The following is a 23995-nucleotide window of genomic DNA, read 5'->3' as shown; positions in this document are numbered from 1 at the left end:
CCCTGGGATCTGCTGATCTCCGCACTGTACCTGGCGAGGTTGTGCGCCGCCGCCCCTCGCACGGGCGGAGCGATCCCGCCCCGGCCGCGGGGCCCGGCTCCGGCTCCGGCCGGGGGAGGTGCGGGGGCGCAGGCCGGGGCGGGGTGGGGCGCAGCCGGGGCGGGGTGGGCGGTGCGGGACTGTGTGGGGCGGGCCGGGACAGTGCGGGGCGGGGCGGGTCTGCGCGTGCGGGGTGGGGTGGGGACGCACGGCGCGAGACGGTGCGGGGCGAGGGAAGCGAGGCACGGGAAGCAGGGCACGGGAAGCGGGGCAGGACGGCTCGGCGATCTGAAGCGGCCCAGGGCCGGATCCCCGTCGGCCGCGTGCGCCGTCAGCGGGCAACGAGCTGCTGGCCGCCGTCCACGTCGAAGGTCGCCCCGGTGAGCGCTTCGTTGACCATGATGTGCAGGGCGAGCGCGGCCACGTCCTCGGGGCCCACGACCCGTCCGATGGGAAGCGTCCGGCGCAGCTCCTCCCGGCGAGCTTCGAGCCGGTCACCGAGGAGCGAGGCGGACAGGGGCGTGTCCACGAATCCGGGGGCGATGAGGTTCGCCCGGATCGGCGCGAGTTCGAGCGCCAGGTTGGCGGTGAGGGCGGGCAGGGCCGCGGTCATGGCGCCCACGATCGCCATGCCGGGACCGGGCCGACGGCCGCCGGTCCCGCCGATGAAGATCAGGGTGCCTCCGGCCCGTACCTTGTCGCGGCTGCCGAGGGCGACACCGAGGGCCATGGACAGACGCTGGGCGAACGCCCGGCTCGCCTCGGTCAGGTCCATGCCGTCCAGGGGCATGTAGGCGGGACTCCCCGCCGTGAGCAGGATGTGGTCGACCGGGCCGGACAGGTTCTCGAAGAACTCCGCCAGGCGGCCGGTGTCGCTCGCGTCGAAGGCCGCGGTGGCGACCGGCCGGAGTTCGCGCGCCGCTTCCTCCAGACGGTCGGGGTTCCGGCCGACCAGCACCAGGCGGCCGCCGCCCGCGCGCACCTGCCGGGCCGTCTCCCGTCCGATGCCCGCGCTCGCCCCGATCACCACGACCGTCTGGTCGGCGATGTCCGGCGGGCGGGGTGTCACCCGCACTTCTCGATCAGCGGTCATGGTGTGCCTCCTGGGCCGAGCGGTCCGGCCGTGCGGTCGCGTGGGAGGGACGGTGCCGCGCCCTGCCCTTCGTGCGTGCCTGCGGAAACCCGCGCCGGATCCGTGTCGTCCGGCGCACCGACCCATCGTCGCTCCCGGACCCTGCGGGCGCCTGTCGGCGAGCCCACGCGCGGCGCCGGCGGGCGCGTGTCGGCGAGCCCACGCCCGGCGCCGGGAACGCCGGACCACCGGAGCACCGGAGCACCGGAGCACTTGAACGCCAGAAGACCGGAACGCCGGAGGGCGGAAGGACGCCGGGTCACCGGAAGGACCCCGGGAACGGCGAAAGGCCCCCGTCCCCGCACTCGCCGGACGCCCCGTCGGTCCGTTGCCGGATCGCGGGGGTTCGGGGACGCGTGGGGCCCGGGGGCCTCTTGCCGAACTTTCGGGGGCGTCAGCCCGCCACGGAGACCGTCGGCTCGCCGGAGGCGATTCCGTCGGCCTCCATCTGCTCGGCGAGCTTCATCGCCTCTTCGATCAGGGTCTCGACGATCTTCGACTCGGGGACGGTCTTGATGACCTCGCCCTTGACGAAGATCTGGCCCTTGCCGTTGCCGGAGGCGACGCCGAGGTCGGCCTCGCGAGCCTCGCCGGGGCCGTTCACGACGCAGCCCATGACGGCGACGCGGAGCGGGACCTCCATGCCGGTGAGGCCGGCGGTGACTTCCTCGGCCAGCTTGTAGACGTCGACCTGGGCGCGACCGCAGGACGGGCAGGAGACGATCTCCAGGCCGCGCTGGCGCAGGTTCAGCGACTGGAGGATCTGCAGGCCGACCTTGACCTCCTCGACCGGCGGCGCGGACAGGGAGACGCGGATGGTGTCGCCGATGCCCTCGGAGAGCAGGGCGCCGAACGCGACGGCCGACTTGATGGTGCCCTGGAAGGCGGGACCGGCCTCGGTCACGCCGAGGTGCAGCGGGTAGTCGCAGGCGGCGGAGAGCTGGCGGTAGGCGTTGACCATGACGACGGGGTCGTTGTGCTTGACCGAGATCTTGATGTCGTGGAAGTCGTGCTCCTCGAAGAGGGAGGCCTCCCACAGCGCGGACTCGACGAGCGCCTCGGGCGTCGCCTTGCCGTACTTCTGGAGCAGCCGCTTGTCGAGGGAGCCCGCGTTGACGCCGATCCGGATCGGGGTGCCGGTGTCCTTCGCGGCCCGCGCGATCTCCTTGACCTGGTCGTCGAACTGCTTGATGTTGCCGGGGTTGACGCGGACGGCCGCGCAGCCGGCGTCGATCGCGGCGAACACGTACTTCGGCTGGAAGTGGATGTCCGCGATGACGGGGATCTGCGACTTCTTGGCGATGACGGCGAGCGCGTCGGCGTCGTCCTGGGTCGGGCAGGCGACCCGGACGATCTGGCAGCCGGAGGCGGTCAGCTCGGCGATCTGCTGGAGCGTGGCGCCGATGTCCGACGTGCGCGTGGTCGTCATCGACTGCACCGAGACGGGTGCGTCTCCACCCACGGCCACGGTCCCGACCTGGATCTGCCGGGTCTTCCGGCGCTCGGCCAGCTTGGTCGGAACGGACGGCATGCCGAGAGAAATCGCAGTCATCTGCTGTGCAACCCCAAGTTATGGATCAAGGTCCCGGAAATCGTGGGCTCCGGGCTTCGAGATTACGGTACGAGCGCGCCACCGGGCACATCACGCCCCCGGCACTCAAACCCACTCAATGGAAGGCGGCCGGACACCCAGGGTGCCCGGCCGCCACGAACACGGTATGACTATGAGATTTTCACGGGATTTACGACGTCGGCAATGAGGACGAGGACCGTGAAGCACACGAAGATCCCGGCCACCACGTAGGCCACCGGCATCAGCTTCGCCACGTCGAACGGGCCCGGGTCCGGGCGGCGCATGACACGGGCGAGGTTCCGCCGCAGGGACTCCCACAGGGCACCCGCGATGTGCCCGCCGTCGAGCGGGAGCAGCGGGAGCATGTTGAACAGGAACAGGGAGAGGTTGAACCCGGCGACGAGCAGGAGCATCATCGCGACCTGCTGCGACGCGGGGATGTCCAGGGTGAAGACGTCGCCGCCGATACGGGCCGCGCCCACGACGCCCATCGGGGAGTCGGCCTTGCGCGGGCCGTCACCGAAGGCCGCGTCCCACAGGTCGGGCACCTTGCCGGGCAGCGAGACCAGGGACTCGACGCCGTTCTGCATCATGTCGCCCATGCGGTCCACGGACTGACCGAAGGACTGCTCGACGATGCCGGTGGCGGGCGTGAAGCCGAGGAAGCCGGCGTACACGTACTTGCCCTCGACGTAGCCGCCGTTGCCGTCGGTCTTGCTCACCTGGTTCTTGATCAGGTGGGTCTTCAGGGCGACCTGCTGTCCCTTGCGCTCGACGGTGATCGTGACGTCCTTGCCGGGGTTGGCCCGGATGTCGGACTGGAGGGCGGCCCAGTCGTCGACCGGCTTGCCGTCGAACGCGATGATCTTGTCGCCGCCCCGGAGGCCGGCCGCCTTGGCCGGCGCCGCCTTGTCGCCCGCCGCGCACTTCGTGCGGTTCTCGCTCTGCTGGATGACGCAGTCGGAGACCTTGCCGACCGTGGTGGTCTGGGTCTGGACGCCGAACGTCATCATCACGCCGAGGAAGATCGCGACGGCGAGGACGAGGTTCATGAAAGGACCGGCGAACATCACGATCACGCGCTTCCACGGCTTGCGCGTGTAGAAGAGGCGGGTCTCGTCCCCGGGCTGGAGTTCCTCGAAGGCGGCCGACCGGGCGTCCTCGATCATGCCCCGGAAGGGGGACGTCGAGCGGGCCTCGATCCGGCCGTCCGGGCCGGGCGGGAACATCCCGATCATGCGGATGTAGCCGCCGAGCGGAACGGCCTTGATGCCGTACTCGGTGTCGCCCTTCTTGCGCGACCAGATGGTCGGGCCGAAGCCGACCATGTACTGCGGCACCCGGATGCCGAAGAGCTTGGCCGTCGACAGATGTCCCAGCTCGTGCCACGCGATCGAGATCAGCAGGCCGACCACGAAGACGACTATGCCGAGGATCATCATCAGGGTCGTCATGCACGAGCCTCCGCGATTGTCGTCTGTGCTGTCAGTTCACGGGCCCGGGCCCGTGCCCAGGTCTCCGCTTCGAGGACGTCCGCGAGGGTCAGGGAAGTTCCCGTACGCGGTGTGCCGTGTTCCTCGACGACCCGGGTGACAGTCTCCATGATCCCGTTGAACGGCAGTGTGCCGTTCAGGAACGCGTCCACGCACTCCTCGTTGGCGGCATTGAACACCGCCGGGGCCGTACCCGCGAGCTGCCCCACGTGCCGGGCGAGTCCCACCGACGGGAAGGCGTCGTTGTCGAGCGGGAAGAACTCCCAGGTCGACGCCTTCGTCCAGTCGAAGGCGGGCGCCGCGTCCGGGACGCGCTCGGGCCAGCCGACGCCGATGGCGATGGGCCCCCGCATGTCGGGGGGCGTCGCCTGGGCGATCGTCGAGCCGTCCGTGAATTCCACCATCGAGTGGACATACGACTGCGGGTGCACGACCACCTCAATGCGGTCGAAGGGAATGTCGTAGAGGAGGTGCGCCTCGATGACTTCCAGTCCCTTGTTGACCAGGGTCGCGGAGTTGACGGTGATGACCGGGCCCATGGCCCAGGTGGGGTGCGCGAGGGCGTCGGCCGGTGCCACGTTCGCCAGCTCCGCCTTCGTACGACCCCGGAAAGGGCCACCGGAGGCGGTCACCACGAGCTTGCGCACATCGGCGCGCGTACCGGAGGCCAGTGCCTGGAAGAGGGCCGCGTGCTCGGAGTCGACCGGGATGATCTGGCCCGGCTTCGCCAGCGCCTTCACCAGCGGGCCACCGACGATGAGCGACTCCTTGTTGGCGAGCGCGAGGGTGCGGCCCGCCTCCAGCGCGGCGAGGGTGGGCGCGAGGCCGATGGAGCCGGTGATGCCGTTCAGGACGGTGTGACAGTGCGACGCGGCGACCTGGGTGGCCGCGTCCGGTCCGGCGAGGATCTCGGGAAGGGTCTCACCGGGTGCGTACCGGGCGGCGAGGGCCTCCCTGAGCGCCGGGACGGCGTCCTCGCGCGCCACGGCGACCGTCCGTACCCGCAGCCGGTGGGCCTGCTCGGCGAGCAGGGCGACCCTGCCGCCGGCGGCGGACAGCGCGGTGACCCGGAACCGGTCGGGGTTGCGCAGCACGAGGTCGATGGCCTGGGTGCCGATCGATCCGGTGGATCCGAGGATCACGACATCCCGGACTCCGTTCACGGGGTCGAAGACGAGATGCGGATCGGCGAGGGGGGCTGGACTGTCGCTCATCCCCCCATTGTGGCCGCAACGCGGCGGCCGGAGGACCGGGCGTCCCTCATTCCCGCCGTCCGCCCACGTGACCGGTGGTGCCCGGACGCGCCGAGGGGGCTTCGGCGGAGAGGCGGAGAGCGGGCGGCCCGTGCGGGCCCGCGGTGGGCGGCAGCTGCCCGCGGGGGTGGCGGCAGGGCCGTCCGCTCCGCCGATCCGCAGGTCAGCGCTTGCCGCGGCGCCCGGAGGCGGGCCTCGGCGGCCGGGCGCGGGCCGTCCGCCGGCGGGGCCGGGAACGGCCGGCGCGCTGCCGGGCGGCGGCGCGGGGGTGAACACGCCTTCGGCCGCGCCGTCGGCCGTGTCGGGTGCCGGCACGGTAAGGGGGAGAACCACCGGGGCACGTGGTGGAGGTCCCCGTCCCCCGTCGCGTCCGTCGCCGCGTCCGTCGCCACGCACGGATGCGGCGGCGGCGAGCGGGGCGGCGGACAGGACGAGTGCGCACCACCGGGGAGAGCGTCAGCGAATGGGCCGGTGGACGTTCTCCCTGGTGCTGGCGCCCGGTGTGGCGTCGGCGATCCAGGGACCGTCGCCGGACGGGTCGAGGACGCCTTCCTCCAGCCAGGTGTAGGTGCCGGACAGGACGCCCTTGACGACCTTGCGGTCGATGTCGTCGGTGTTGCTCCACAGCCGTCCGAAGAGTTCCTCGACGCGGATGCGGGACTGGCGGCAGAAGGCGTCGGCGAGCTGGTAGGCCTCGCGCCCGTGATCGCCCTTCTTGCGCAGGTGTTCCGCCCGTACGCAGGCCGCGCTCATCGCGAAGAGCTCGGCGCCGATGTCGACGATCCGGCCCAGGAAGCCCTGCTTGGTCTCCATGCGGCCCTGCCAGCGCGACATCGCGTAGAAGGTGGACCGGGCGAGCTTGCGGGCGTTGCGCTCCACGTACCGCAGATGCGTCGAGAGGTCCACGTCCTGGTCGAACTCGCTGTACGAACGCGGGAGCTGGCCCGCGCCCGCCACCAGTTTCGGCAGCCACTTGGCGTAGAAGACACCGGCGTTCGCGCCCGCCTTGGCCTTCTCGGAGAGGGTCTTGTCGGGGTCGATGAGGTCGCCGCCGACCGAGAGGTGGGCGTCGACGGCCTCCCGGGCGATCAGCAGGTGCATGATCTCCGTGGAGCCCTCGAAGATGCGGTTGATGCGCAGGTCGCGCAGGACCTGCTCGGCGGGGACCGCGCGCTCGCCCCGGGCCGCCAGCGACGCGGCCGTCTCGAAGCCCCGGCCGCCGCGGATCTGGACGAGTTCGTCGGCCATCAGGCAGGCCATCTCGGAGCCGTACAGCTTGGCGAGGGCGGCCTCGATGCGGATGTCGTTGCGGTTCTCGTCGGCCATCTGCGACGACAGGTCGAGCACGGCCTCCAGCGCGAAGGTGGTGGCCGCGATGAAGGAGATCTTGGAGCCGACGGCCTCGTGGAAGGCGACCGGCTTGCCCCACTGCTCACGCACCGACGTCCACTCGCGGGCGATCTTCAGGCACCACTTGCCCGCGCCCACGCACATGGCGGGCAGGGAGAGGCGGCCGGTGTTGAGGGTGGTGAGGGCGATCTTCAGGCCCGCCCCCTCGGGTCCGATGCGGTTGGCGGCGGGCACGCGCACCCGGTGGAAGCGGGTGACGCCGTTCTCCAGGCCGCGCAGACCCATGAACGCGTTGCGGTTCTCGACGGTGACGCCCTCCGAGGCGGCCTCCACCACGAAGGCGGTGATGCCGCCCTTGCGGTCCTCGGACTTCGGGACGCGCGCCATGACGACGAGGAGGTCCGCGACGACGCCGTTGGTCGTCCAGAGCTTCACCCCGTCGAGGATGTAGTCGTCGCCGTCCGGCACGGCGGTCGTGGCGAGCCGCGCCGGGTCGGAGCCGACGTCCGGTTCGGTGAGCAGGAAGGCGGAGATGTCGGTACGGGCGCAGCGCGGCAGGAAGACGTCCCGCTGCTCCTGGGTGCCGAAGAGCTTCAGCGGCTGGGGCACGCCGATCGACTGGTGGGCGGACAGCAGCGCGCCGAGCGCCGGGTTCACCGAGCCGACCAGGGCGAGGGCCTTGTTGTAGTACACCTGGGTGAGGCCGAGCCCCCCGTACTTGGTGTCGATCTTCATGCCGAGGGCGCCGATCTCCTTGAGCCCCGTGATGGTCTCGTCCGGGATCCGTGCCTCGCGCTCGATCCGGGCGGAGTCGATCTTCGTCTCGCAGAAGTCCCGCAGTTTGGCCAGGAACTCCTCGCCGCGCAGCGTGTCCTCGTCGGCCGGGAGCGGGTGGGGGTGGATCAGGTCGAGCCGGAAGCGGCCCAGGAAGAGTTCCTTCGCGAAGCTCGGCTTGCGCCAGTCCTGTTCGCGCGCGGCCTCGGCGACCTGCCGGGCTTCGCGTTCGGTGACTGTGGGCTGGTGGGGTGTGGCGGACATGAGGCTCACCTCGCCGCGAATAGGGATCTTGGGACAGTCCATTACCGACCGGTTCTACTCGATCGTATTTACCCGATTCCGGATGACCCCACCAGTCCTCGCGCAGCGTTCGGCCCGATGCGCTCCCCTACGAACCGGCCACGGGCGTTGCGCCGGAGGCCCGCTTCGGGAGACGGTCTGGATGCGCCGAACGGGGGAGGTGCGGCTCGGCCGTCGACAGGTGCGCCACGATCGGGGATCACCGGCGCGCCGCGGCCGGGATCGTCGTGGCGCCACGGCCGGGAAATCACCGTCGTACCGAGGTCGGGAAAACACTGTCGAAGCGCTTCGACAGCCTATGGACACGATTCCTCCACGGGGCTAGTGTCGAGCCACCCTCATTCGCCCCGATCGGTACCGCGCGCACTGTCGAAGCGCTTCACAAAACTGGGAGAGCTGGATGGTCACCCTCGCCGAGGTCGCCCAGCACGCCGGAGTCTCGGCGAGCACGGTGAGCTATGTCCTCAGCGGCAAGCGGTCCATCTCCGTGACCACCCGGCAGCGGGTCGAGCGGAGCATCCAGGAACTCGGCTACCACCCGAACGCGGGCGCCCGCGCCCTGGCGAGCAACCGGTCCAACATCATCGCGCTGATGGTCCCGCTGCGCACCGACATGTACGTACCCGTGATGATGGAGATCGCCATCGCCGTGGCCACCAGCGCCCGGACCCACGGTTACGACGTCCTGCTGCTCACCGGCGAGGAGGGGCCCGACGCGGTGCGCCGGGTCACCGGCAGCGGACTCGCCGACGCGATGATCCTGATGGACGTCGAACTCGACGACGAGCGCATGCCGTTGCTGCGCGCGACGGACCAGCCGTCCGTGCTCATCGGGCTCCCCGCCGACACCACCGGTCTGACCTGCGTCGACCTCGACTTCGGGGCGACGGGCGCGCTGTGCGCCGAGCATCTGGCGCTGCTCGGTCACCGTGACATCGCTGTCATCGGCGAGGCGCCCGCCGTCTACGAGCGGCACACCGGCTTCGCCGAGCGGACGCTCGACGGACTCCGCGCCCGCTCCCGGGAGTTGGGGCTGCGTGTGTTGCACCGGCCCTGCGAGGGCGGCTACGACGCGATGGCCCTCACCCTCGCCCGCGTCTTCGACGAACGCCCGGGCACCACGGGCTTCGTCGTGCAGAACGAGTCGGCGGTCGAGCCGCTGCTCGCGCTGCTGCGCCAGAAGGGCCGTGCCGTGCCCGAGGACGTCTCGGTGATCGCGATCTGCCCGGACCAGGTCGCCACCCAGGCCTCGGTGCGGCTGACGTCGGTCGCCATTCCCGCGCAGGACATGGGCCGCCAAGCCGTCGAGCATCTGATCGCCAAGCTCGAAGGCCGCGGCAAGGACGAAGTCGTACTGCTCGCACCCGAGTTGACGGTGCGGGCGAGCACGGGACCGGCGCCGGCCGCTCCTTGAGCCGCTCCCCGTCGGGCGCCCGCCCGGTCGGCACCGCCGTCGCGAAGCTCTCGCGAACCTCCTCCGCCGGACACCGCTGTCCGCGTGCTCTCCCTGTGCCGCTCTGTCCGTATCCCGCTTCAGGACCCGCTTCAGGACCCGCTTCAGGAGCATCCACGTGAATCAGTCCGCCGCAGTGCAGCCCCAGGTCGGCCTCGCGCAGTCCTCCCCCACCGTCGGCACGTTCCGTGAACGGGACGGCGCGCTGGAGTGGAGCGGCCGCACGGAGACCGTCCGGATCGAGCCGTGGGGTCCCGACGCGGTGCGGGTCCGCGCCCGGCTCGGCGGCCCCCTGCTCGAAGGGCTGCCCGGAGCACTGCTCGACGAGTCGCGGGACACCGCGAGCACACTGGAACTCAGCGGCGGCGAGGGCCGGTTGACGGTGGGTGCGCTGACCGTCGAGGTGAGCGCCGAGGGCCTGATCCGCTTCACCCGGACCGCGGACGGCGGTGAACTCCTCGCCGAGGAACGCGCCCACTTCTGGTGGCCCGGATCACGGCTGTACACCCCGACCGGCAACGGTCACCACCGGCTGGAGCAGCGCTTCGCCGCGTACGACGGCGAGCGGCTGTACGGCCTCGGGCAGCACCAGCACGGACTGTTCGACCAGAAGGGCGCGGTCCTCGACCTGATCCAGCGCAACGCCGAGGTCACCGTGCCGGTGCTCACCTCCAGCCGCGGCTACACCCTCCTGTGGAACAACCCGGCCATCGGCCGGGTGGAGCTCGCGGGCAACGGCACCCGCTGGGTCGCCGACTCGGCCCGGCAGATCGACTACTGGATCACCGCGGGCACCCCGGCCGACGCCCAGCGCCGCTACAGCGCGGTCACCGGCCGGACCCCGATGCTGCCCGAGTGGGCGGCCGGGTTCTGGCAGTGCAAGCTGCGCTACCGCACCCAGGACGAACTCCTGGAGGTGGCACGGGAGTACAAGCGCCGGGGGCTGCCACTGTCGGTCATCGTCTGCGACTTCTTCCACTGGACCCACCTGGGCGACTGGAAGTTCGACCCGGCCGAGTGGCCCGACCCCGCGGCCCTGCAGGCCGAACTCGCCGGTCTCGGCGTCAAGCTGGTCGTGTCCGTCTGGCCGTCGGTCTCACCGCTCTCGGAGAACCACGCGCTCATGGAGCAGCGGGGCTGGTTCATCGGCACCGAGTACGGGCCGATGGCGCACGCCGACTGGCCGGACAAGCAGGTCGCGTCCACGGTCCAGGTGGCCTTCTACGACGCCACGAACCCCGAGGCGCGTGACTTCCTGTGGTCGCGGGTGAAGGACAACTATCTCGATCCGTACGGCATCTCGGCCTTCTGGCTGGACGCCTGCGAGCCGGAGCTGAAGCCGAGCTTCTCCGAGAACCTCCGCTATCACGCGGGCCCGGGGCTCGAAGTGGGCAACCTCTATCCGCGCGAGAACGCCCGCACCTTCTACGAGGGCCTGCGCGCCGCCGGGGAGACCGAGATCGTCTCCCTCAACCGCTCGGCCTGGGCGGGCAGTCAGCGCTACGGGGCGGCCCTGTGGTCGGGCGACATCGGGACCGACTTCGCGACCCTGCGGCGGCAGATCGCCGCGGGGCTCAACACCGCGCTGTCCGGGATCCCCTGGTGGAACACCGACATCGGCGGCTTCCACGGCGGCGACCCGGACGACCCGGCGTACCGCGAGGTCATGGTGCGCTGGTTCCAGTTCGGCGCGCTGTCGCCGCTGATGCGGCTGCACGGCTTCCGTGACCCGGGGCTGCCGCTCGGCCCGGGGATGACCGGCGGCCCGAACGAGGTCTGGTCGTACGGCGAGGAGGCGGGTGCCGTCATGGAGGAGTACCTGCGCCTGCGGGAACGTCTGAAGCCGTATCTGCTGGAGGTGATGCGGGAGGCCCACGAGGAGGGGCTGCCGGTGATGCGCCCGCTGCTCCTGGAGTTCCCCGGCGACCAGGCGGCCTGGTCGGTCGACGACGCCTACCTCCTCGGCCACGATCTGCTGGTCGCTCCGGTCCTCACCGCGGGTGCGACGGCCCGTACGGCGTATCTCCCGGCGGGCGCGCGCTGGACGGACGCGTGGACCGGGCAGTCGTACGAGGGGGGCGCGTCCGTGACGGTGGACGCGCCGCTGGACCGGATCCCGCTGTTCCTGCGGGACGGCGCACGGCTGCCCGTGACGGGCTAGGGGCTCTCCCGAAGGTGCGGCCGGCTCCTCACGGGGGACCGGCCGCGCCCGCACGTTCGGCTCAGCTGCTGCTGACCGTCAGGTTGTTGGTGACGAAGTCGAGGCCGCCCGCCGACGAGGTGATCTCGAAGCCGAACTGCACGTCCCCGATGGTCGCGGCGCTCGACATCCAGCCCTTGGTGTTCGCGATCCACTTCAGGACGGGGAGGATGTTCATGGTTCCGGAGGTGGAGTCGGCGCTGCGCAGGAACGAGAAGACGTCGTTCGCGCCGTTGTTGCCCTTGTAGACGGTCCAGGTGTTGCCGCCCAGTGTGAGCGTTCCCTGCGAGGTGCCGAGCGCGCCGACGGCTCCGTTGTAGTTGACCCAGAGCATGATCTCGTGGGCGTAGCCGGTGTCCCAGATGTCGTACGAGGTGTTGTACGCGCCGGAGGACGGGACGGTGACGTTGTAGTTGCTGGTGAGGGAGGACAGTCCGGCGATCGTCTTTCCCACGTACTTCTTGGAGTTGGGGTAGGACTTGATGCCGCCGGTGTTGGGGTGGTCGGCCCAGACTCCCCAGTTGGTGCCGGAGTTGGCCCAGACGCACTGGCTGCCCGCACCCGAGCCCCAGATGTTGTTGTAGAGCGTGTAGCCGTTCAGGGTGGTGTTGCCCCACTGGTCGCAGGAGGACCAGACGGCGGCCTGGGCGGGGGCCGAGGCGAGGCCGATCGTGGCTCCGAGCGCCAGCGCGGGGGCGATCAGGGCTTTGGTGATCCTTTTCAGCGTGCGTGGTGCCATGGCTTTCCTTCCATGGGTGGGGGGATGTGCGGGGGGCTACCGCGGCTTCAGGGTGAGGACGCGGTCTTCTCCGGCGCTCAGGGAGAGCGGTCGCGCGCCGGCGGAAGTCCGGAGTTCGATGCGGCAGGTGCGGCCCGGCCGCAGGACGACGGTGGCGCCGTCGGGGGTCCAGGTGAGGTCGGCCTCCGCGCCGAACCTCGTTCGGAGGCCCCGGAGTTCGCCGTTCGGCAGGCTCGCGGGGAGCGCCGGGAAGAGGACGAGCCGCCGCGGGGTGGACTGGAGAAGTGCCTCGATGACGACGGCGGGCAGGGTGTGGGCGGCGTCGGCGTTGTAGACGTGGCGGTTCGGGTAGTGGCCGCTCATCAGGGAGACGTGGAAGTAGTCCCCGGCCAGGACGTTGTCGAGGGCCCGCGCCACCCGCCCGGCGTCCCGCAGCCTGGCGGCCACCAGGGCGTGGTGGAGGTGGCCGTGCGCCGAGTCGTTCTCGGCGCCGCGCAGTTCGAGGGCGCGACGGGCCGCGGCGGCGAGGCCGGGGGTGTCGTAGGGATTGATCTCGTCGAGGGGCCAGACGCCATAGAGGTGGCTGAGGTGCCGGTGGTCGTAGGTGTCGTCGAGTCCGGGCCAGGCCCATTCGGCCAGCGCTCCGTCGGAGTTGACCCGGTGGGGCGGCAGCCGGTCGGCGAGCGCGAGCCGGCGTTCGGCGTCGGGGCCCGGGTGGTAGGCGGCCGCCGTGCGCAGGGCGTGGCGGGCCGCCGAGAGGTCCATGGCGGCGTTGACGGTGATCCAGCCCGCGTTCGCGGGACGGTTCTCCGGGGAGTAGGACGGCACGATCACCAGGTGGCCGTCCGCGTCGGTCCGGGTGAGGAAGTCCTCGTAGAAGCGGGCGGTCTCGGCGAGGGCGGCGGCGAGGCGCGGGTCGCGGCCGCCGTGTGTCTCGTCGTGGTCCACGAGGGGTTTGAGCAGCCAGTCGGCTCCCGCGGTCCACACGTGGAGCGGGTAGGCGCGGCTGAGGTGGCGGATGTGTCCCGACTCTCCGTCGGTGTGGGCGGGGGCGACGACGCCGCGGGCGCCGAAGACGGCTCGGGCGTTGTCCCGCCAGTGCGGCAACTGGCCGTGGACCAGGGCCGCGTGCGCCTCGGTGACCTCGGGGAGGGCGGCCGCGGCGGCCGACGCGGTCTGCAGATTGAGGTTGGCGTCCGTGGTGAACGCCCCGGACCAGGCGGTGTCCCAGTCACCGGTCCACAGGCCCGTCAGCCGTGGCGGGAGCGTGCCGGACGCGGACAGCAGGTGGTACCGGCCGGCCGCGAAGAGCCGTTCGAGGAGAGCGGGGCTCTTCGGGCGCAGGACCAGCTCCGATCCTGGCAGTGCCCGTTCGGCGGGATCGGCGCCCAGGTCGAGGGTGACCCGCAGATAGGCGGCACGGTGGAGGGCGGTGTGCCGGGCGAGCAGGTGGGTGTACGCGTGCTCGATGTCCTCGGGGCCGCCGGGACGGGCCTCGGGCAGCAGTTCCCGCAGCGCGCGGAGCTCCGCGAGGGCGTCCGGGTCCCCCCGGTGCCGGCGCACCCGGGTGAGCAGGAGCATCGAGCGGGCGCCGTCGACCCGAACGCCGGGTAGGGCGGGACGGACGGTGCCGTCCGTGACGAGGAGGGTGACCCCGGTGTACGCCAGGTCGCTGCCCGGATAGCGGGCGCGCAGGGTGAGCAGGGCGCCCTCGGGGGTGTGGACGGCTCCGTGTTCCACGGCCAGGTCCGCGGGCGCTCCCGGCAGCCGGTGGTCCAGCGTGACCTCGGTCGCGGGGCCGGGGGCCCTCACGTACTGCGTGATCACGTCGTCGGCGCGGGAGACGAACACCTCGGCGCGCCGGTCCCCGCTCACGGCGCGGACGACGCCGGTGGTGAAATCGCTCTCGCGCCGGTGGCCGCGCGGTTCCTCGGCGGGGCGGCGCAGTCGCACCTGGAACGCCGGGTGGAAGGGCTGTACCCACAGCAGCGGCCGGCCGTCGGTGAAGTCCTCGCCGGCTGCCACGTCTCCGGCGAGCAGCCGGTCCTGTACGTCGGCGAGGCGGGCGGCGAGCTCGGGCGGGCGGGCCTCCGAGCTGCCGTTCGGGCGGACCAGACGGTGATGGTTGACGATGACCCGGTCGTCGTCCGGATCGCCGAACACCATGGCGCCGTGGGTGCCGTTGCCGCTCAGGAAGGCGTCCTCCCAGCGGGCGGCGGGCCGGGGTTCCCAGGTGCCGTGGACGGGGGCGGAGCCGTGGCCGCCCTGCGTCGCGGGCCGGTCCGGGTGGGGGCCGGGGCGAGCCTGTCCGGTCATGGGGCGAGCACCGCCGCTCCGTACCGCTCCAGTCGTACGGAGTCCCGCACGGACGCGCCGCCGAGCAGGTCGCGGTGGTTGCCCGGCACCTCGACGGTCACCGGGGCGCGCCCGTGGTTGAGCAGGAAGAGCAGGTCGCCGCGCCGGACGGCCTCGACGCCCTCGGGCAGTCCGTCGAGCACCGCCCGGACGCCGGCGCTCAGGGCCGCCCGCGCCAGCAGGGCACGCAGGGCGGCCGGTTCGGGGAGCGTGGAGAGGTAGCGGGCGGTGCCCCTGCGGAACACGGCGGGCCGTCCGTCCAGTTCGCCGCCGCGGTACCGCGCCTCGACCGCCGCCGCGTCCTCGGCCTCGATCTCCTCGGACCAGAGCGTGCCGGTGAAGCCGTCGCACGCCACCTTCTCCCCCGCGTCCAGCGGCCACCATTCGTGCAGGGTGCGGATGCCGAACAGCGCGCGCAGCCGCTCGTCCATGCCGCCCGGCCGTACCCGGTCGTCCTCGTCGGCGACGCCGGTGAGGAAGCCGCAGACGAGCGTGCCGCCCGCTCGCGCGTAGGCGAGGAGGTTCTCGACGGCGGTGTCGGTGAGCAGGTAGAGCTGGGGCACGACGACCATCCGGTACGCGGAGAGGTCGTGCTCGGGATGGGCGAACGCGGTGGTGAGGTGGGCCTCCCACAGGGCGCGGTGCCAGGCCCGTACGACCTCGGCGCAGTCGTTCTCCGCGGACAGCCGGCCGTCGTGCTCTCCCGCCCACCAGGAGTTCCAGTCGTGCAGGACCGCGATGTCCGCCTTCACCTGAGCGTCCCTCACATGAGGTGCGAGGGAGGCCAGTTCGGCACCGATCTGTTTGATCTCCTGGAAGGTGCGGCCCCGCTCCCCCGCGTGGCCGATCATCCCGGAGTGGAACTTCTCGGCGCCCTGCCGGGACTGCCGCCACTGGAAGTAGCAGACGGCGTCGGCGCCGCGCGCCACGGCCTGGAGGGACCACAGCCGGTTCAGCCCGCGCGGCTTGGGGTGGTTCACGCCGCGCCAGTTGACCGCTCCGGCGGCCTGTTCCATGAGCATCCAGGAGCCGCCCGCCGCCTGCGAGCGCGTCATGTCCTGGATGAGCGCGCCGTGCTGCGCTCCGAGGGGGTCGCGCGGGTCGGGGTAGAGGTCGACCGAGACGACGTCCTCCTCCCCGGCCCACCGCCAGGCGTCCTGGCCGACCCACATCGGCATGAAGTTGGTGGTCACCGGGGTGCCGGGGCTGTGGCGGCGCACGATGTCCCGCTCGGTGGTGTAACACTCCAGGAGCATGTCGGAGGTGAACCGCTTGAAGTCGAGGGCATGCGTCGGGTTCTTCATGTAGTGCGCGTGACGCGGCGGGATCACCTCGTTCCAGTCGTCGTAGCCCTGGCCCCAGAAGGCCGTGCCCCAGGCCGTGTTGAGCGCCTCGACGGTGCCGTATCTGTCGCGGAGCCAGCGCCGGAAGGCGTCCGCCGCCTCGTCGCCGTAATCGACGGTGCAGTACTCGTTGTTGATGTGCCACATGATGAGGGCGGGGTGGCTCGCGTAGCGGGCGGCCAGGTCCTCGGTGATCGCGGCGGCACAGCGGCGGTAGACGGCGCTGGAGTGCGAGAAGTGCTGCCGCGAGCCCCACCATTCGATGCGGCCGTCCTCGTCCCGGGGCAGCGTCTCGGGGTGCAGCCGGCCCATCCAGGGCGGCGGCGAGGAGGTCGGGGTGGCGAGCACGACGCCGACGCCGTGCTCGTGCATCAGGTCCATGACCCGGTCAAGCCAGCCGAACTCGCGTGCTCCCGGGCGTGGTTCGAGTCTCGCCCAGGAGAAGACGCCGACGGTGACGGAGTTGACGCCGGCCTCCTTCATGAGACGGACGTCCTCGTGCCAGGCCTCCTCGGGCCACTGCTCGGGGTTGTAGTCGCCGCCGAACAGGACGCGGCCCCGGGTGGCCGTGCTCAGACTCGGCCGCCCGGTCTCTTCGCCGGTTCCGCGGGGCGTGCGCATGAGCCACCTCGATCGGGGTGAGGGAGTGGTCCGCCGCGGCCGGCCGCCGGTCAGGAGCGGGTCGGCCGCGGCGAGCTGGAGAGGCGGAGCGGGGCGGGCCCGGCGATGCCCCGGCGAGGCGTGGCGGCCGGGTCAGCCCTTCACGGCGCCGGTGAGCATGCCCTTCTTGAAGTGCCGCTGGACGAAGGGCGAGAGGACCGCGACGGGCAGCAGCGCCATCACCATGACGGCCATCTGGATGGCGAGCGGGGACAGTTGGCCGGTGTTGATCTGGGTGGCGAGGCCGACCGGCCGTTCCTGCTTCTGCACCAACTGGATCATGACGTTCTGCAGCGGCATCATGTCCTGGTCGGTCAGGTAGATGGAGGCGTTGAACCAGGCGCTCCAGTAACCGACCGCGTAGAACAGCGAGATGACCGCGAGGACCGCCCGGGAGAGCGGCATCACGATCCGCCACAGGATGCGCCAGTCGCCCGCGCCGTCGATGCGGGCGCTGTCGACGAGTTCGGGCGAGATGCCCATGAAGAACGCCCGCAGCACCAGGATGTTGAACACGCTCACCGCGCTGGGGAGGATCAGCGCGAGATAGGTGTCGGTGAGGCCGAGCGCCTGCACCAGCAGATAGGTGGGGATGAGGCCGGCGCCGAAGAACATCGTGGCGAGCAGGAGCATCAGGAACCAGCGGTGGCCGAGCGACCCGATCCGGGACAGACCGTACGCGCACAGCACCGAGACCGCCATGCTGAACAGGGTGCCGGCCAGGGTCACACCGATGCTGACGAGCGCGGCGCGCTGCACCTGGCCGCCGGTGAGCAGTTCCTGGTACGCGACGAGGGTGACGCCCTTGGGGACGACGACCAGGCCGCCGGCCGCGTCGATGGTCCTCTTCGACTGGAGACTGGTGACGACGACGATCCACAGCGGGAAGAGGATCGCGAAGGCGGCGAGGGTGAGTGCGATCCCCTTGCCCGCGAGGCCCGCCCTGGACGGCTCCTCCTCCCAGGGCGGCCGGGGCGGCGCCGCCCAGCGGGCGGGCCTGTCGCGCGGTGCCCGCGTCACGGCGGTCATTTCTCGTACACCCCCTGCTCGCCCATGAGGTGGGCGACCTTGTTCGCGGTCAGGACGAGCCCCAGACCGACCACCCCCTTGATCAGTCCGGCCGCCGCGGCGTAGCCGAAGTCCTGGTTGCGGATGCCGTTCCACCACACGTAGGTGTCGAGGACCTCGGAGGCTCCGGGGCCCACCGCGTCGCGCTGGAGCAGGAGCTGCTCGAAGCCGACGGTGAGCGCGTCGCCCACGCGCAGCACCAGGAGCAGGGCGATCACCGGGCGCAGCGCGGGCAGGGTGATGTGCCACATGCGGCGCCAACGTCCGGCCCCGTCCATGGCGGCGGCCTCGTACAGGTCGGGCGACACGGACGACAAGGCCGCGAGGAAGACGATGATGCCCCAGCCCGCGTCCTTCCAGACGCCCTCGGCCGTCACCAGGAATTTGAAGATCCCCGGGTCGGTCATCAGGTCGATTCCCTGGTGGCCGTGGCGGCGCAGGGTCTGGGCGATGATGCCCGCCCCTCCGAAGATCTGCTGGAAGACGGTGACGACGAGGACCCAGGAGAAGAAGTGCGGGAGGTACATGACCGCCTGGGCGACGGCCCGGACCCGGGGCCTGACCACGCTGTTGATGAGGAGGGCGAGGGCGACCGGGATCGGGAAGTAGAGCACGAGCTGGAGGAGGAACAGGACGAACGTGTTCTGCACGGCGTGCCAGAACTGCGAGTCCGCGAAGATCCGCTGGAAGTTCTCCAGTCCGGTCCAGGGGCTCTCGAAGATCGCGACGAAGCCGTTGTCGCTCAGGTACGGGTCGTAGTCCTGGAAGGCGACGACGTTGCCCAGCACCGGTATGTAGGTGAAGACGAGCAGCAGCGCGACCGCGGGCAGCGTCATCAGGATCAGGGTGCGGTCACGTCGGAAGCGCAGCCGGAAGGCCGGCTTCCCCGCACCCTGTCCGGCGCTCCCGGCGGCCCGCCGTCCGGTCGCGCCGTCCGGCGGGTTCCCCTCCGGCACCTGTTTGCCCGCCCTGGCCCCGGCCCTGCTCCGGGGCACCGTGCTGTGGGACACGGACTTCTCCTTGCCTCAGTTCCGGGTCACTTGGCCGCGGAGCCGTTGGCGTCGAGCAGCTTCTTGTACCAGGCGCGCAGGTCGTCGCCGCCCTTCTGCTTCCAGTCCGCGACGGCCTGCTGCATGTCGGCGATCTTCTTGCGGCCGCGGACGATGTCGTCCTCGAGCTGCTCGAAGTCGTTGGCGAGGTTGGTCCACCGGCTGGGCTCGGTGATGGTCAGGCCGTAGAAGGAGGACTTCTTGGTGAAGGAGCCCATGCGCTGCTGCCACTCGACCTGGAGCCTGGCGATCTCCGGCAGGTCGGGGTGGGCGAGGTAGGCGGCCGGGTCGCCGGTGTAGTCGTAGGCGCCGTTGACCTCGTTGGTGCCCTTGGTGGTCTTGGTGGGCAGACCGTTCTTGACGGTGTAGTCGGTGCCCTCGACGCCGTAGACCGTCAGCATGTACTCCTTGGTGCCGTACGGGGCGGCGCAGAAGTCGGCGAGCGCGAGGAAGTCCTTGATCTGCTGCTTGGACGCCTTCTTGCTGACGAAGGTGAAGATGCCGGCGGGCTGGGTCGCCCAGAGGGTGGGGTCGCCGCCGTCGGGGCCGAAGATGTCGAAGGCGCCCATCTCGAAGCCGGCCTTCTGGGTGCGCTGTTCGGCCGTCGAGCCGTACCAGTACGACAGGTCGCCGTTGAAGACGAGGGACTGGCCGGCGGTGAACCGGTTGGACGCGTCGCCCTTGACGGCCTTGGCGTCGGGGTGGACGACACCCGCCGCGTACAGCTTGCGCGTCCACTCCAGGGCTTCGAGGTACTCGGCGGTCTCGATCCGGTTGACGAGCTTGCCGTCCCGCAGGTCCCACCACAGGGCCTTGTCGCTGCCGTTGAGGACGCCGTAGATGTTGAAGGCCGTCCACTTGAGGTCGTCGCAGGCCCACACCTTCGCCTTGGCGTCGGTGGCCTCCTTCGCCCAGGCCAGGAACTCGTCGGGCGACTTGGGGAGGGTGTAGCCCTTCGCGGCGAAGACGTCCTTGCGGTAGAAGGGCGCGATGTTGGTGACGTACGAGGCCGGCATCGGGATCGCGCGCAGCCGGCCGCCGAAGATGGAGCGCTGCCAGGCGTCCGTGGGAACGGCCGCGAGGTTCGGGTAGGTCTTGACCTTGTCGCCCGACAGATACGGGCCGAGGTCCGCGAACTTGGCGTTGATCGCGCTCGGTATCCTGCCGTTCAGGTTCCAGCCCGGGACGACCACCACGTCCGGGATGTCGCTGGAGGCGAGGACCGCGCCCAGCTTCTCGTCGTAGGTGTTGCCGTCCTGGTTCTGCCAGGTCGCCTTGATGCCGATGGCCACGTTCATGGCCGTGTAGTAGGCGTTGTCGCCCGTCGGCGGGGTGCCCCAGAACGGCGACATGATCTTCAGGTCGCCGCCCGCGCCCAGCTTCTTCGGGACGGACGTCTTCAGCGCGTCCAGGTCGATCGCCCGGGTGAACCCGGCCGCCGATCCGTTCTTGGACGGGAGGTCGGGCGTGACGACGCTCGACGCCACGAACGCCGGAAGGATCTTCTGGGCGTCCTTCCCCGAGGTGGTGCCGTCCTTGCTGCCGTCCTGTCCTCCGCCGCAGGCGGCGAGCAGGGGCGTTCCGCCCGCCACGGCGGCCGCTGCGACCGCCGTGGAGGCGAGGAAGCTTCTCCGGCTGGGGGCGGATGTGGCGGAGTTCGGCGTCATTGCGTCAACCCTTCATGGCGCACAGCAGGACACCCGGCGGTGGAGCCGTCGGCTGCGGTGTCTTGAGTGGAGCTGCCTGAGCCGAAGCGGTCCTCGGAGGACTGTGCCCCGGGAAGAGGGAAGTCCGACAATCGAAGCGCTTCGATGTTGCTGCGAGGTTAAGTGAACGCCTGGGGGTGCACAAGGGTCGATCCCAAGATTCCTCCGGGACGACGGGCAACAGGGCGTGTCCGTGCGGCACTTGACCTCACTGGCGGGAAACAGAGGTGGTCCGGTCACGTGTCTTGACACCCACCCTGTGGTCGATCGAGCATCGAAGCGCTTCGAAAGACCTTCGATGCCCCACCGCGAAGGGATCACCACGTGCCCGCAGAGACACCACCCCTGCCGCCCTTCCGCGACGCGAGCCTGTCGTTCGCGAAGCGCGTCGACGACCTGCTGACGCGGCTCACACTGGAGGAGCGCATCGCGTTCCTGCACCAGTACGCGCCCGCCGTCGACCGGCTCGGGATACCCGCCTTCCGCACCGGCCAGGAGGCGCTGCACGGGGTCGCCTGGATGGGGCCGGCGACGGTGTTCCCGCAGGCAGTGGGGCTCGCCGCGACCTGGAACACGGAGCTCGTCCGCCGGATCGGGGAAGCCGTCTCCTCGGAGGCGCGCGCGATGCGCGCCCGCGACGACCGCGTGGGGCTCAACGTCTGGTCCCCCACGGTCAATCTGCTGCGCCACCCGCTGTGGGGCCGCAACGAGGAGGGCTACTCGGAGGACCCGTCGCTCACCTCCGCCATCGCCACCGCGTACACCCGCGGGCTGCGCGGCGACCACCGGGTCTACTGGCGTACGGCGCCGGTCCTCAAGCACTGGCTCGCGCACAACAACGAGACGGACAGGGACACGTCGTCCTCCTCCGTCCGGCCGCGCGTGCTGCACGAGTACGACCTGCGCGCCTTCCGCGACACCGTGTCGGCCGGCGCCGTCGCCGGGGTGATGCCCGCGTACAACCTGGTCAACGGCCGCCCCAACCACGTCTCGCCGTACCTGCGCGAGCATCTGCGGGCCTGGACCGACCAGGAGCTGCTGGTCTGCTCGGACGCGGGCGCGCCCTCCAACCTGGCCGACTCCGAGGACTACTTCGACACCCACGAGGAGGCGACCGCCGCAGCCCTCCTCGCCGGCGTCGACAGCTTCACCGACCACGGCACGGACGGCTCGCGGATCACCGCACGCGTCCGGGGCGCCCTGGAGCGAGGCCTGCTGACCGAGGCCGACATCGACACCGCGGTCCGCCGCCAGCTCGCCGTGCGCTTCCGCCTCGGCGAGTTCGACCCGGACCTCGACCCGTACGCGGAGACCGGGGAGTTCGACACGCCCGCCCACCGCGCGCTCGCCCTCGAAGCCGCGGAGCAGGCGGTCGTCCTGCTCGAGAACGACGGTCTGCTGCCCCTGCGCCCCGGCCTCCGCCTCGCCGTCGTCGGACTGCTCGCCGACGAGTGCAAGCTCGACTGGTACAGCGGCACCCTCATCCACCGGTCGACACCGCTGGAGGGCCTGTACGAGCGTTTCGGCGCCGAGCGGGTGGACTTCGCCGAGGGCGTGGACCGCGTACGACTGAGGACCGCGTCCGGCGAGTATCTCGCGGTGCCCGCCGTGGAGGACGCGCCGGAGGTGACGCGGGGTGCCGAGGGCGCCCTCGATCCGGCACTGCTCGCGGGCCGCACCGACCTGCCCCCGCTGACCACCGACACCGTCGGCACCGAACTGGCGCTGATCGACTGGGGCGGCGGCGTCCTCACGCTCCGCGCCCCCGACGGCCGCTACCTGTCGGTCGCCGACGACGGGTTCCTCCGCGCCTCCGCCGATCAGCCGGGCGGCTGGGTCGTCCAGGAGACCTTCCGGCTGGAACCCTCCGCAGCCCATCGAAACGGCCACCTCCTGAAGCACCTCGGGACGGGCGGACACGTCTGTGTCGCCGCCGACGGCGTGAAGGTTGCCGGGCGGGACGCCCGGGAGGCCGAGATCTTCGAGGTGGAGTTCACCGAACGCGGTGAGGACGCCGTGGCGCGCGCCGCCGCCGCGGCCGACGTGGTCCTCGTCGTCGCGGGCAACGACCCGCACATCAACGGCCGCGAGACCGAGGACCGTACGACGTTGCGGCTGCCCGCCCACCAGGAACGGCTGCTGGACGCGGCCCGCGCGGCGAACCCGGACACCGTGCTGGCGCTGGTCTCCGCCTACCCGTACGCGGTCGACCGCACCGGTCCGCGCGCCCTGCTGTGGACCGCGCACGGCGGCCAGGCTGCGGGCACCGCGCTGGCCCGTGTCCTCGCCGGGGACGTCTCCCCCGCAGGACGGCTTCCGCAGACCTGGTACGCCGGGGACGGCGACCTGCCGGGCCTGCTCGACTACGACGTGATCGGCGGACGGCAGACCTACCTCTACTTCGAGGGGACTCCGCTCTACCCCTTCGGGCACGGGCTGTCCTACGCCTCGTTCGCCTACGCGGACCTGCGGGTCCTGCGGGAGGGCGACGCGCTGACCGTCTCCTGCGCCGTGACGAACACCGGGGCCGTGACCGCCGACGAGGTCGTCCAGCTCTACACCCGGGCGGTCGCGCCGTCCGTGCCCCGCCCGCGCCGCGCGCTGGCGGCGCACCGCCGCATCCGGCTCGCTCCGGGCGCCTCGACCGGCGTCACCTTCGAACTCCCGCTCTCCGCGCTGGAGTTCTGGGACGTGGCGTGCGGGCGCCGACGCCTCGAACCGGGCGCGTACGACCTGCTGGTCGGGGCGTCCAGCGAGGACATCCGCCTGGTCGAGACCGTCGAACTCGACGGCGAACCCGGCGCGTTCCGCCCGGTGCGCGAACGCGGCCTGGACGCGGCCGACTTCGACGAGCAGGCCGGCATCGCGATCGTCGACCGTACGAAGTCGGCGGGCGACGCGGTGACCACGGTGGACGGCGGCTCCGGCGAACTCCTCTACCTGGGGTGCGACTTCGGAACGGGCGTCGGCCGTGTCGCCGTGGAGGTCGCGGGCGAGGGCGTCGTGGAAGTGACGCTGGCCGACGGACCGTCGATCCGGTTGGCGCCTCGGGACTCCGGGCCGGCCGCCGGAGAGCAGTCGGGCTCCGGACCGGCCATCGGCGAGGAGCCGGGTTCCGGACCGGCCATCGGAAAACAGCCGGGCCCCGGGCCGGTCGCCGAGGTGTCGGCGAGCGGGGCGGGCGGGCCGTACGACTACCGCGTCCTCACCGCCGCGTTCACCGCCGACGGTGTGCGCGACGTCCGCCTCGGACTGCGCGGCCGGCTCCGGCTCGCGCACGTCGGCTTCTCCGGTTGAGGGTCCGGAGAAGCCGGCACAGGGGCCCGGCACCGGAAGGCATCGGTGCCGGGCCCCCTCTCCGACGACGTTATCTGAAAACGATTGTCACTAGACACGCCGTTTTCGGTCACGTCCGACAGCCTCGGGCCGAACTCCCTCGCCCGGGACGGAAAAGCGGACGGCCCGAGCCCCCGCACAGTGTGGGCTCGGGCCGTCGGCCTCGGAT

General features: G+C 71.3%; 14 protein-coding genes. 3 read left to right on the top strand and 11 right to left on the bottom strand.

All coding sequences use genetic code 11. From position 1 onward, the window contains the following. Positions 1–370: 370 nt before the first annotated feature. From ACIQ7M_RS36920 to ACIQ7M_RS36900, 5 genes are all read right to left on the bottom strand, one after another. Positions 371–1132, bottom strand: a complete 762-nt coding sequence (locus ACIQ7M_RS36920; RefSeq protein WP_389848028.1) for an SDR family oxidoreductase — start codon at positions 1130–1132, stop codon at positions 371–373. Between the two features lie 433 nt (positions 1133–1565). Beyond that, positions 1566–2723 carry a flavodoxin-dependent (E)-4-hydroxy-3-methylbut-2-enyl-diphosphate synthase gene (gene ispG, locus ACIQ7M_RS36915; RefSeq protein ID WP_355765253.1) on the bottom strand — a complete coding sequence of 386 codons (1158 nt, stop codon included), beginning with the start codon at positions 2721–2723 and terminating at the stop codon, positions 1566–1568. A 170-nt stretch (positions 2724–2893) separates the two neighbouring features. Further along, positions 2894–4198: a M50 family metallopeptidase gene (locus tag ACIQ7M_RS36910; RefSeq protein WP_386988008.1), complete on the bottom strand. Its 1305-nt coding sequence runs from the start codon at positions 4196–4198 to the stop codon at positions 2894–2896. Next, positions 4195–5451, bottom strand: a complete 1257-nt coding sequence (dxr, locus tag ACIQ7M_RS36905) for a 1-deoxy-D-xylulose-5-phosphate reductoisomerase (protein WP_355765258.1) — start codon at positions 5449–5451, stop codon at positions 4195–4197. Before dxr ends, ACIQ7M_RS36910 begins: the two co-directional genes overlap by 4 nt. A 495-nt stretch (positions 5452–5946) precedes the next feature. Further along, on the bottom strand, positions 5947–7878 hold the full coding sequence (locus tag ACIQ7M_RS36900; RefSeq protein ID WP_403652479.1) for an acyl-CoA dehydrogenase family protein: 1932 nt from the start codon (positions 7876–7878) through the stop codon (positions 5947–5949). 439 nt (positions 7879–8317) lie between these two features. On the opposite strand from ACIQ7M_RS36900, the gene ACIQ7M_RS36895 reads away from it, so the two are divergent. Together ACIQ7M_RS36895 and ACIQ7M_RS36890 are read left to right on the top strand one after the other, a co-directional pair. After that, positions 8318–9331, top strand: a complete 1014-nt coding sequence (locus tag ACIQ7M_RS36895; RefSeq protein WP_355765262.1) for a LacI family DNA-binding transcriptional regulator — start codon at positions 8318–8320, stop codon at positions 9329–9331. Between the two features lie 157 nt (positions 9332–9488). Beyond that, positions 9489–11531: a TIM-barrel domain-containing protein gene (locus ACIQ7M_RS36890; protein ID WP_403652476.1), complete on the top strand. Its 2043-nt coding sequence runs from the start codon at positions 9489–9491 to the stop codon at positions 11529–11531. Positions 11532–11592: 61 nt separating this feature from the next. Here ACIQ7M_RS36890 and ACIQ7M_RS36885 read toward each other — a convergent pair whose 3' ends face one another. The 6 genes from ACIQ7M_RS36885 to ACIQ7M_RS36860 form a co-directional block, all read right to left on the bottom strand. Further along, positions 11593–12309 (bottom strand): hypothetical protein, encoded by a 717-nt coding sequence (locus ACIQ7M_RS36885; protein WP_403652473.1) that lies wholly within the window; start codon positions 12307–12309, stop codon positions 11593–11595. Positions 12310–12345: 36 nt separating this feature from the next. After that, complete coding sequence (locus tag ACIQ7M_RS36880; RefSeq protein ID WP_403652470.1) at positions 12346–14625, bottom strand: glycosyl hydrolase family 95 catalytic domain-containing protein; 2280 nt, start codon at positions 14623–14625, stop codon at positions 12346–12348. Further along, a complete protein-coding gene (locus ACIQ7M_RS36875) occupies positions 14622–16628 on the bottom strand; it encodes a beta-galactosidase (RefSeq protein WP_403652467.1) in 2007 nt (668 codons plus the stop codon). The genes ACIQ7M_RS36880 and ACIQ7M_RS36875 overlap by 4 nt, the downstream gene beginning before the upstream one ends. Before the next feature lie 132 nt (positions 16629–16760). Further along, positions 16761–17696 carry a carbohydrate ABC transporter permease gene (locus ACIQ7M_RS36870; protein ID WP_403652464.1) on the bottom strand — a complete coding sequence of 312 codons (936 nt, stop codon included), beginning with the start codon at positions 17694–17696 and terminating at the stop codon, positions 16761–16763. After that, positions 17693–18745, bottom strand: a complete 1053-nt coding sequence (locus tag ACIQ7M_RS36865; RefSeq protein WP_403652461.1) for an ABC transporter permease — start codon at positions 18743–18745, stop codon at positions 17693–17695. The genes ACIQ7M_RS36870 and ACIQ7M_RS36865 overlap by 4 nt, the downstream gene beginning before the upstream one ends. Positions 18746–18771: 26 nt before the next feature. Further along, positions 18772–20451, bottom strand: coding sequence for a Tat pathway signal sequence domain protein (locus ACIQ7M_RS36860; RefSeq protein ID WP_403652457.1), 1680 nt, complete (start codon positions 20449–20451; stop codon positions 18772–18774). A 363-nt stretch (positions 20452–20814) separates the two neighbouring features. On the opposite strand from ACIQ7M_RS36860, the gene ACIQ7M_RS36855 reads away from it, so the two are divergent. Continuing rightward, complete coding sequence (locus tag ACIQ7M_RS36855) at positions 20815–23787, top strand: glycoside hydrolase family 3 C-terminal domain-containing protein (protein WP_403652455.1); 2973 nt, start codon at positions 20815–20817, stop codon at positions 23785–23787. Positions 23788–23995 lie beyond the last annotated feature (208 nt).

The organism is Streptomyces sp. NPDC096324, assembly GCF_044763015.1.
Classification (GTDB): Bacteria; Actinomycetota; Actinomycetes; order Streptomycetales; family Streptomycetaceae; genus Streptomyces.
This window is presented reverse-complemented; position numbering and strand designations above follow the sequence as displayed.

Coding starts and splice junctions, on each gene's coding strand:
- ACIQ7M_RS36920 (WP_389848028.1), bottom strand. CDS start 1,132: ATGACCGCTGATCGAGAAGTGCGGGTGACACCCCGCCCGCCGGACATC.
- ispG (WP_355765253.1), bottom strand. CDS start 2,723: ATGACTGCGATTTCTCTCGGCATGCCGTCCGTTCCGACCAAGCTGGCC.
- ACIQ7M_RS36910 (WP_386988008.1), bottom strand. CDS start 4,198: ATGACGACCCTGATGATGATCCTCGGCATAGTCGTCTTCGTGGTCGGC.
- dxr (WP_355765258.1), bottom strand. CDS start 5,451: ATGAGCGACAGTCCAGCCCCCCTCGCCGATCCGCATCTCGTCTTCGAC.
- ACIQ7M_RS36900 (WP_403652479.1), bottom strand. CDS start 7,878: ATGTCCGCCACACCCCACCAGCCCACAGTCACCGAACGCGAAGCCCGG.
- ACIQ7M_RS36895 (WP_355765262.1), top strand. CDS start 8,318: ATGGTCACCCTCGCCGAGGTCGCCCAGCACGCCGGAGTCTCGGCGAGC.
- ACIQ7M_RS36885 (WP_403652473.1), bottom strand. CDS start 12,309: ATGGCACCACGCACGCTGAAAAGGATCACCAAAGCCCTGATCGCCCCC.
- ACIQ7M_RS36880 (WP_403652470.1), bottom strand. CDS start 14,625: ATGACCGGACAGGCTCGCCCCGGCCCCCACCCGGACCGGCCCGCGACG.
- ACIQ7M_RS36875 (WP_403652467.1), bottom strand. CDS start 16,628: ATGCGCACGCCCCGCGGAACCGGCGAAGAGACCGGGCGGCCGAGTCTG.
- ACIQ7M_RS36870 (WP_403652464.1), bottom strand. CDS start 17,696: ATGACCGCCGTGACGCGGGCACCGCGCGACAGGCCCGCCCGCTGGGCG.
- ACIQ7M_RS36860 (WP_403652457.1), bottom strand. CDS start 20,451: ATGACGCCGAACTCCGCCACATCCGCCCCCAGCCGGAGAAGCTTCCTC.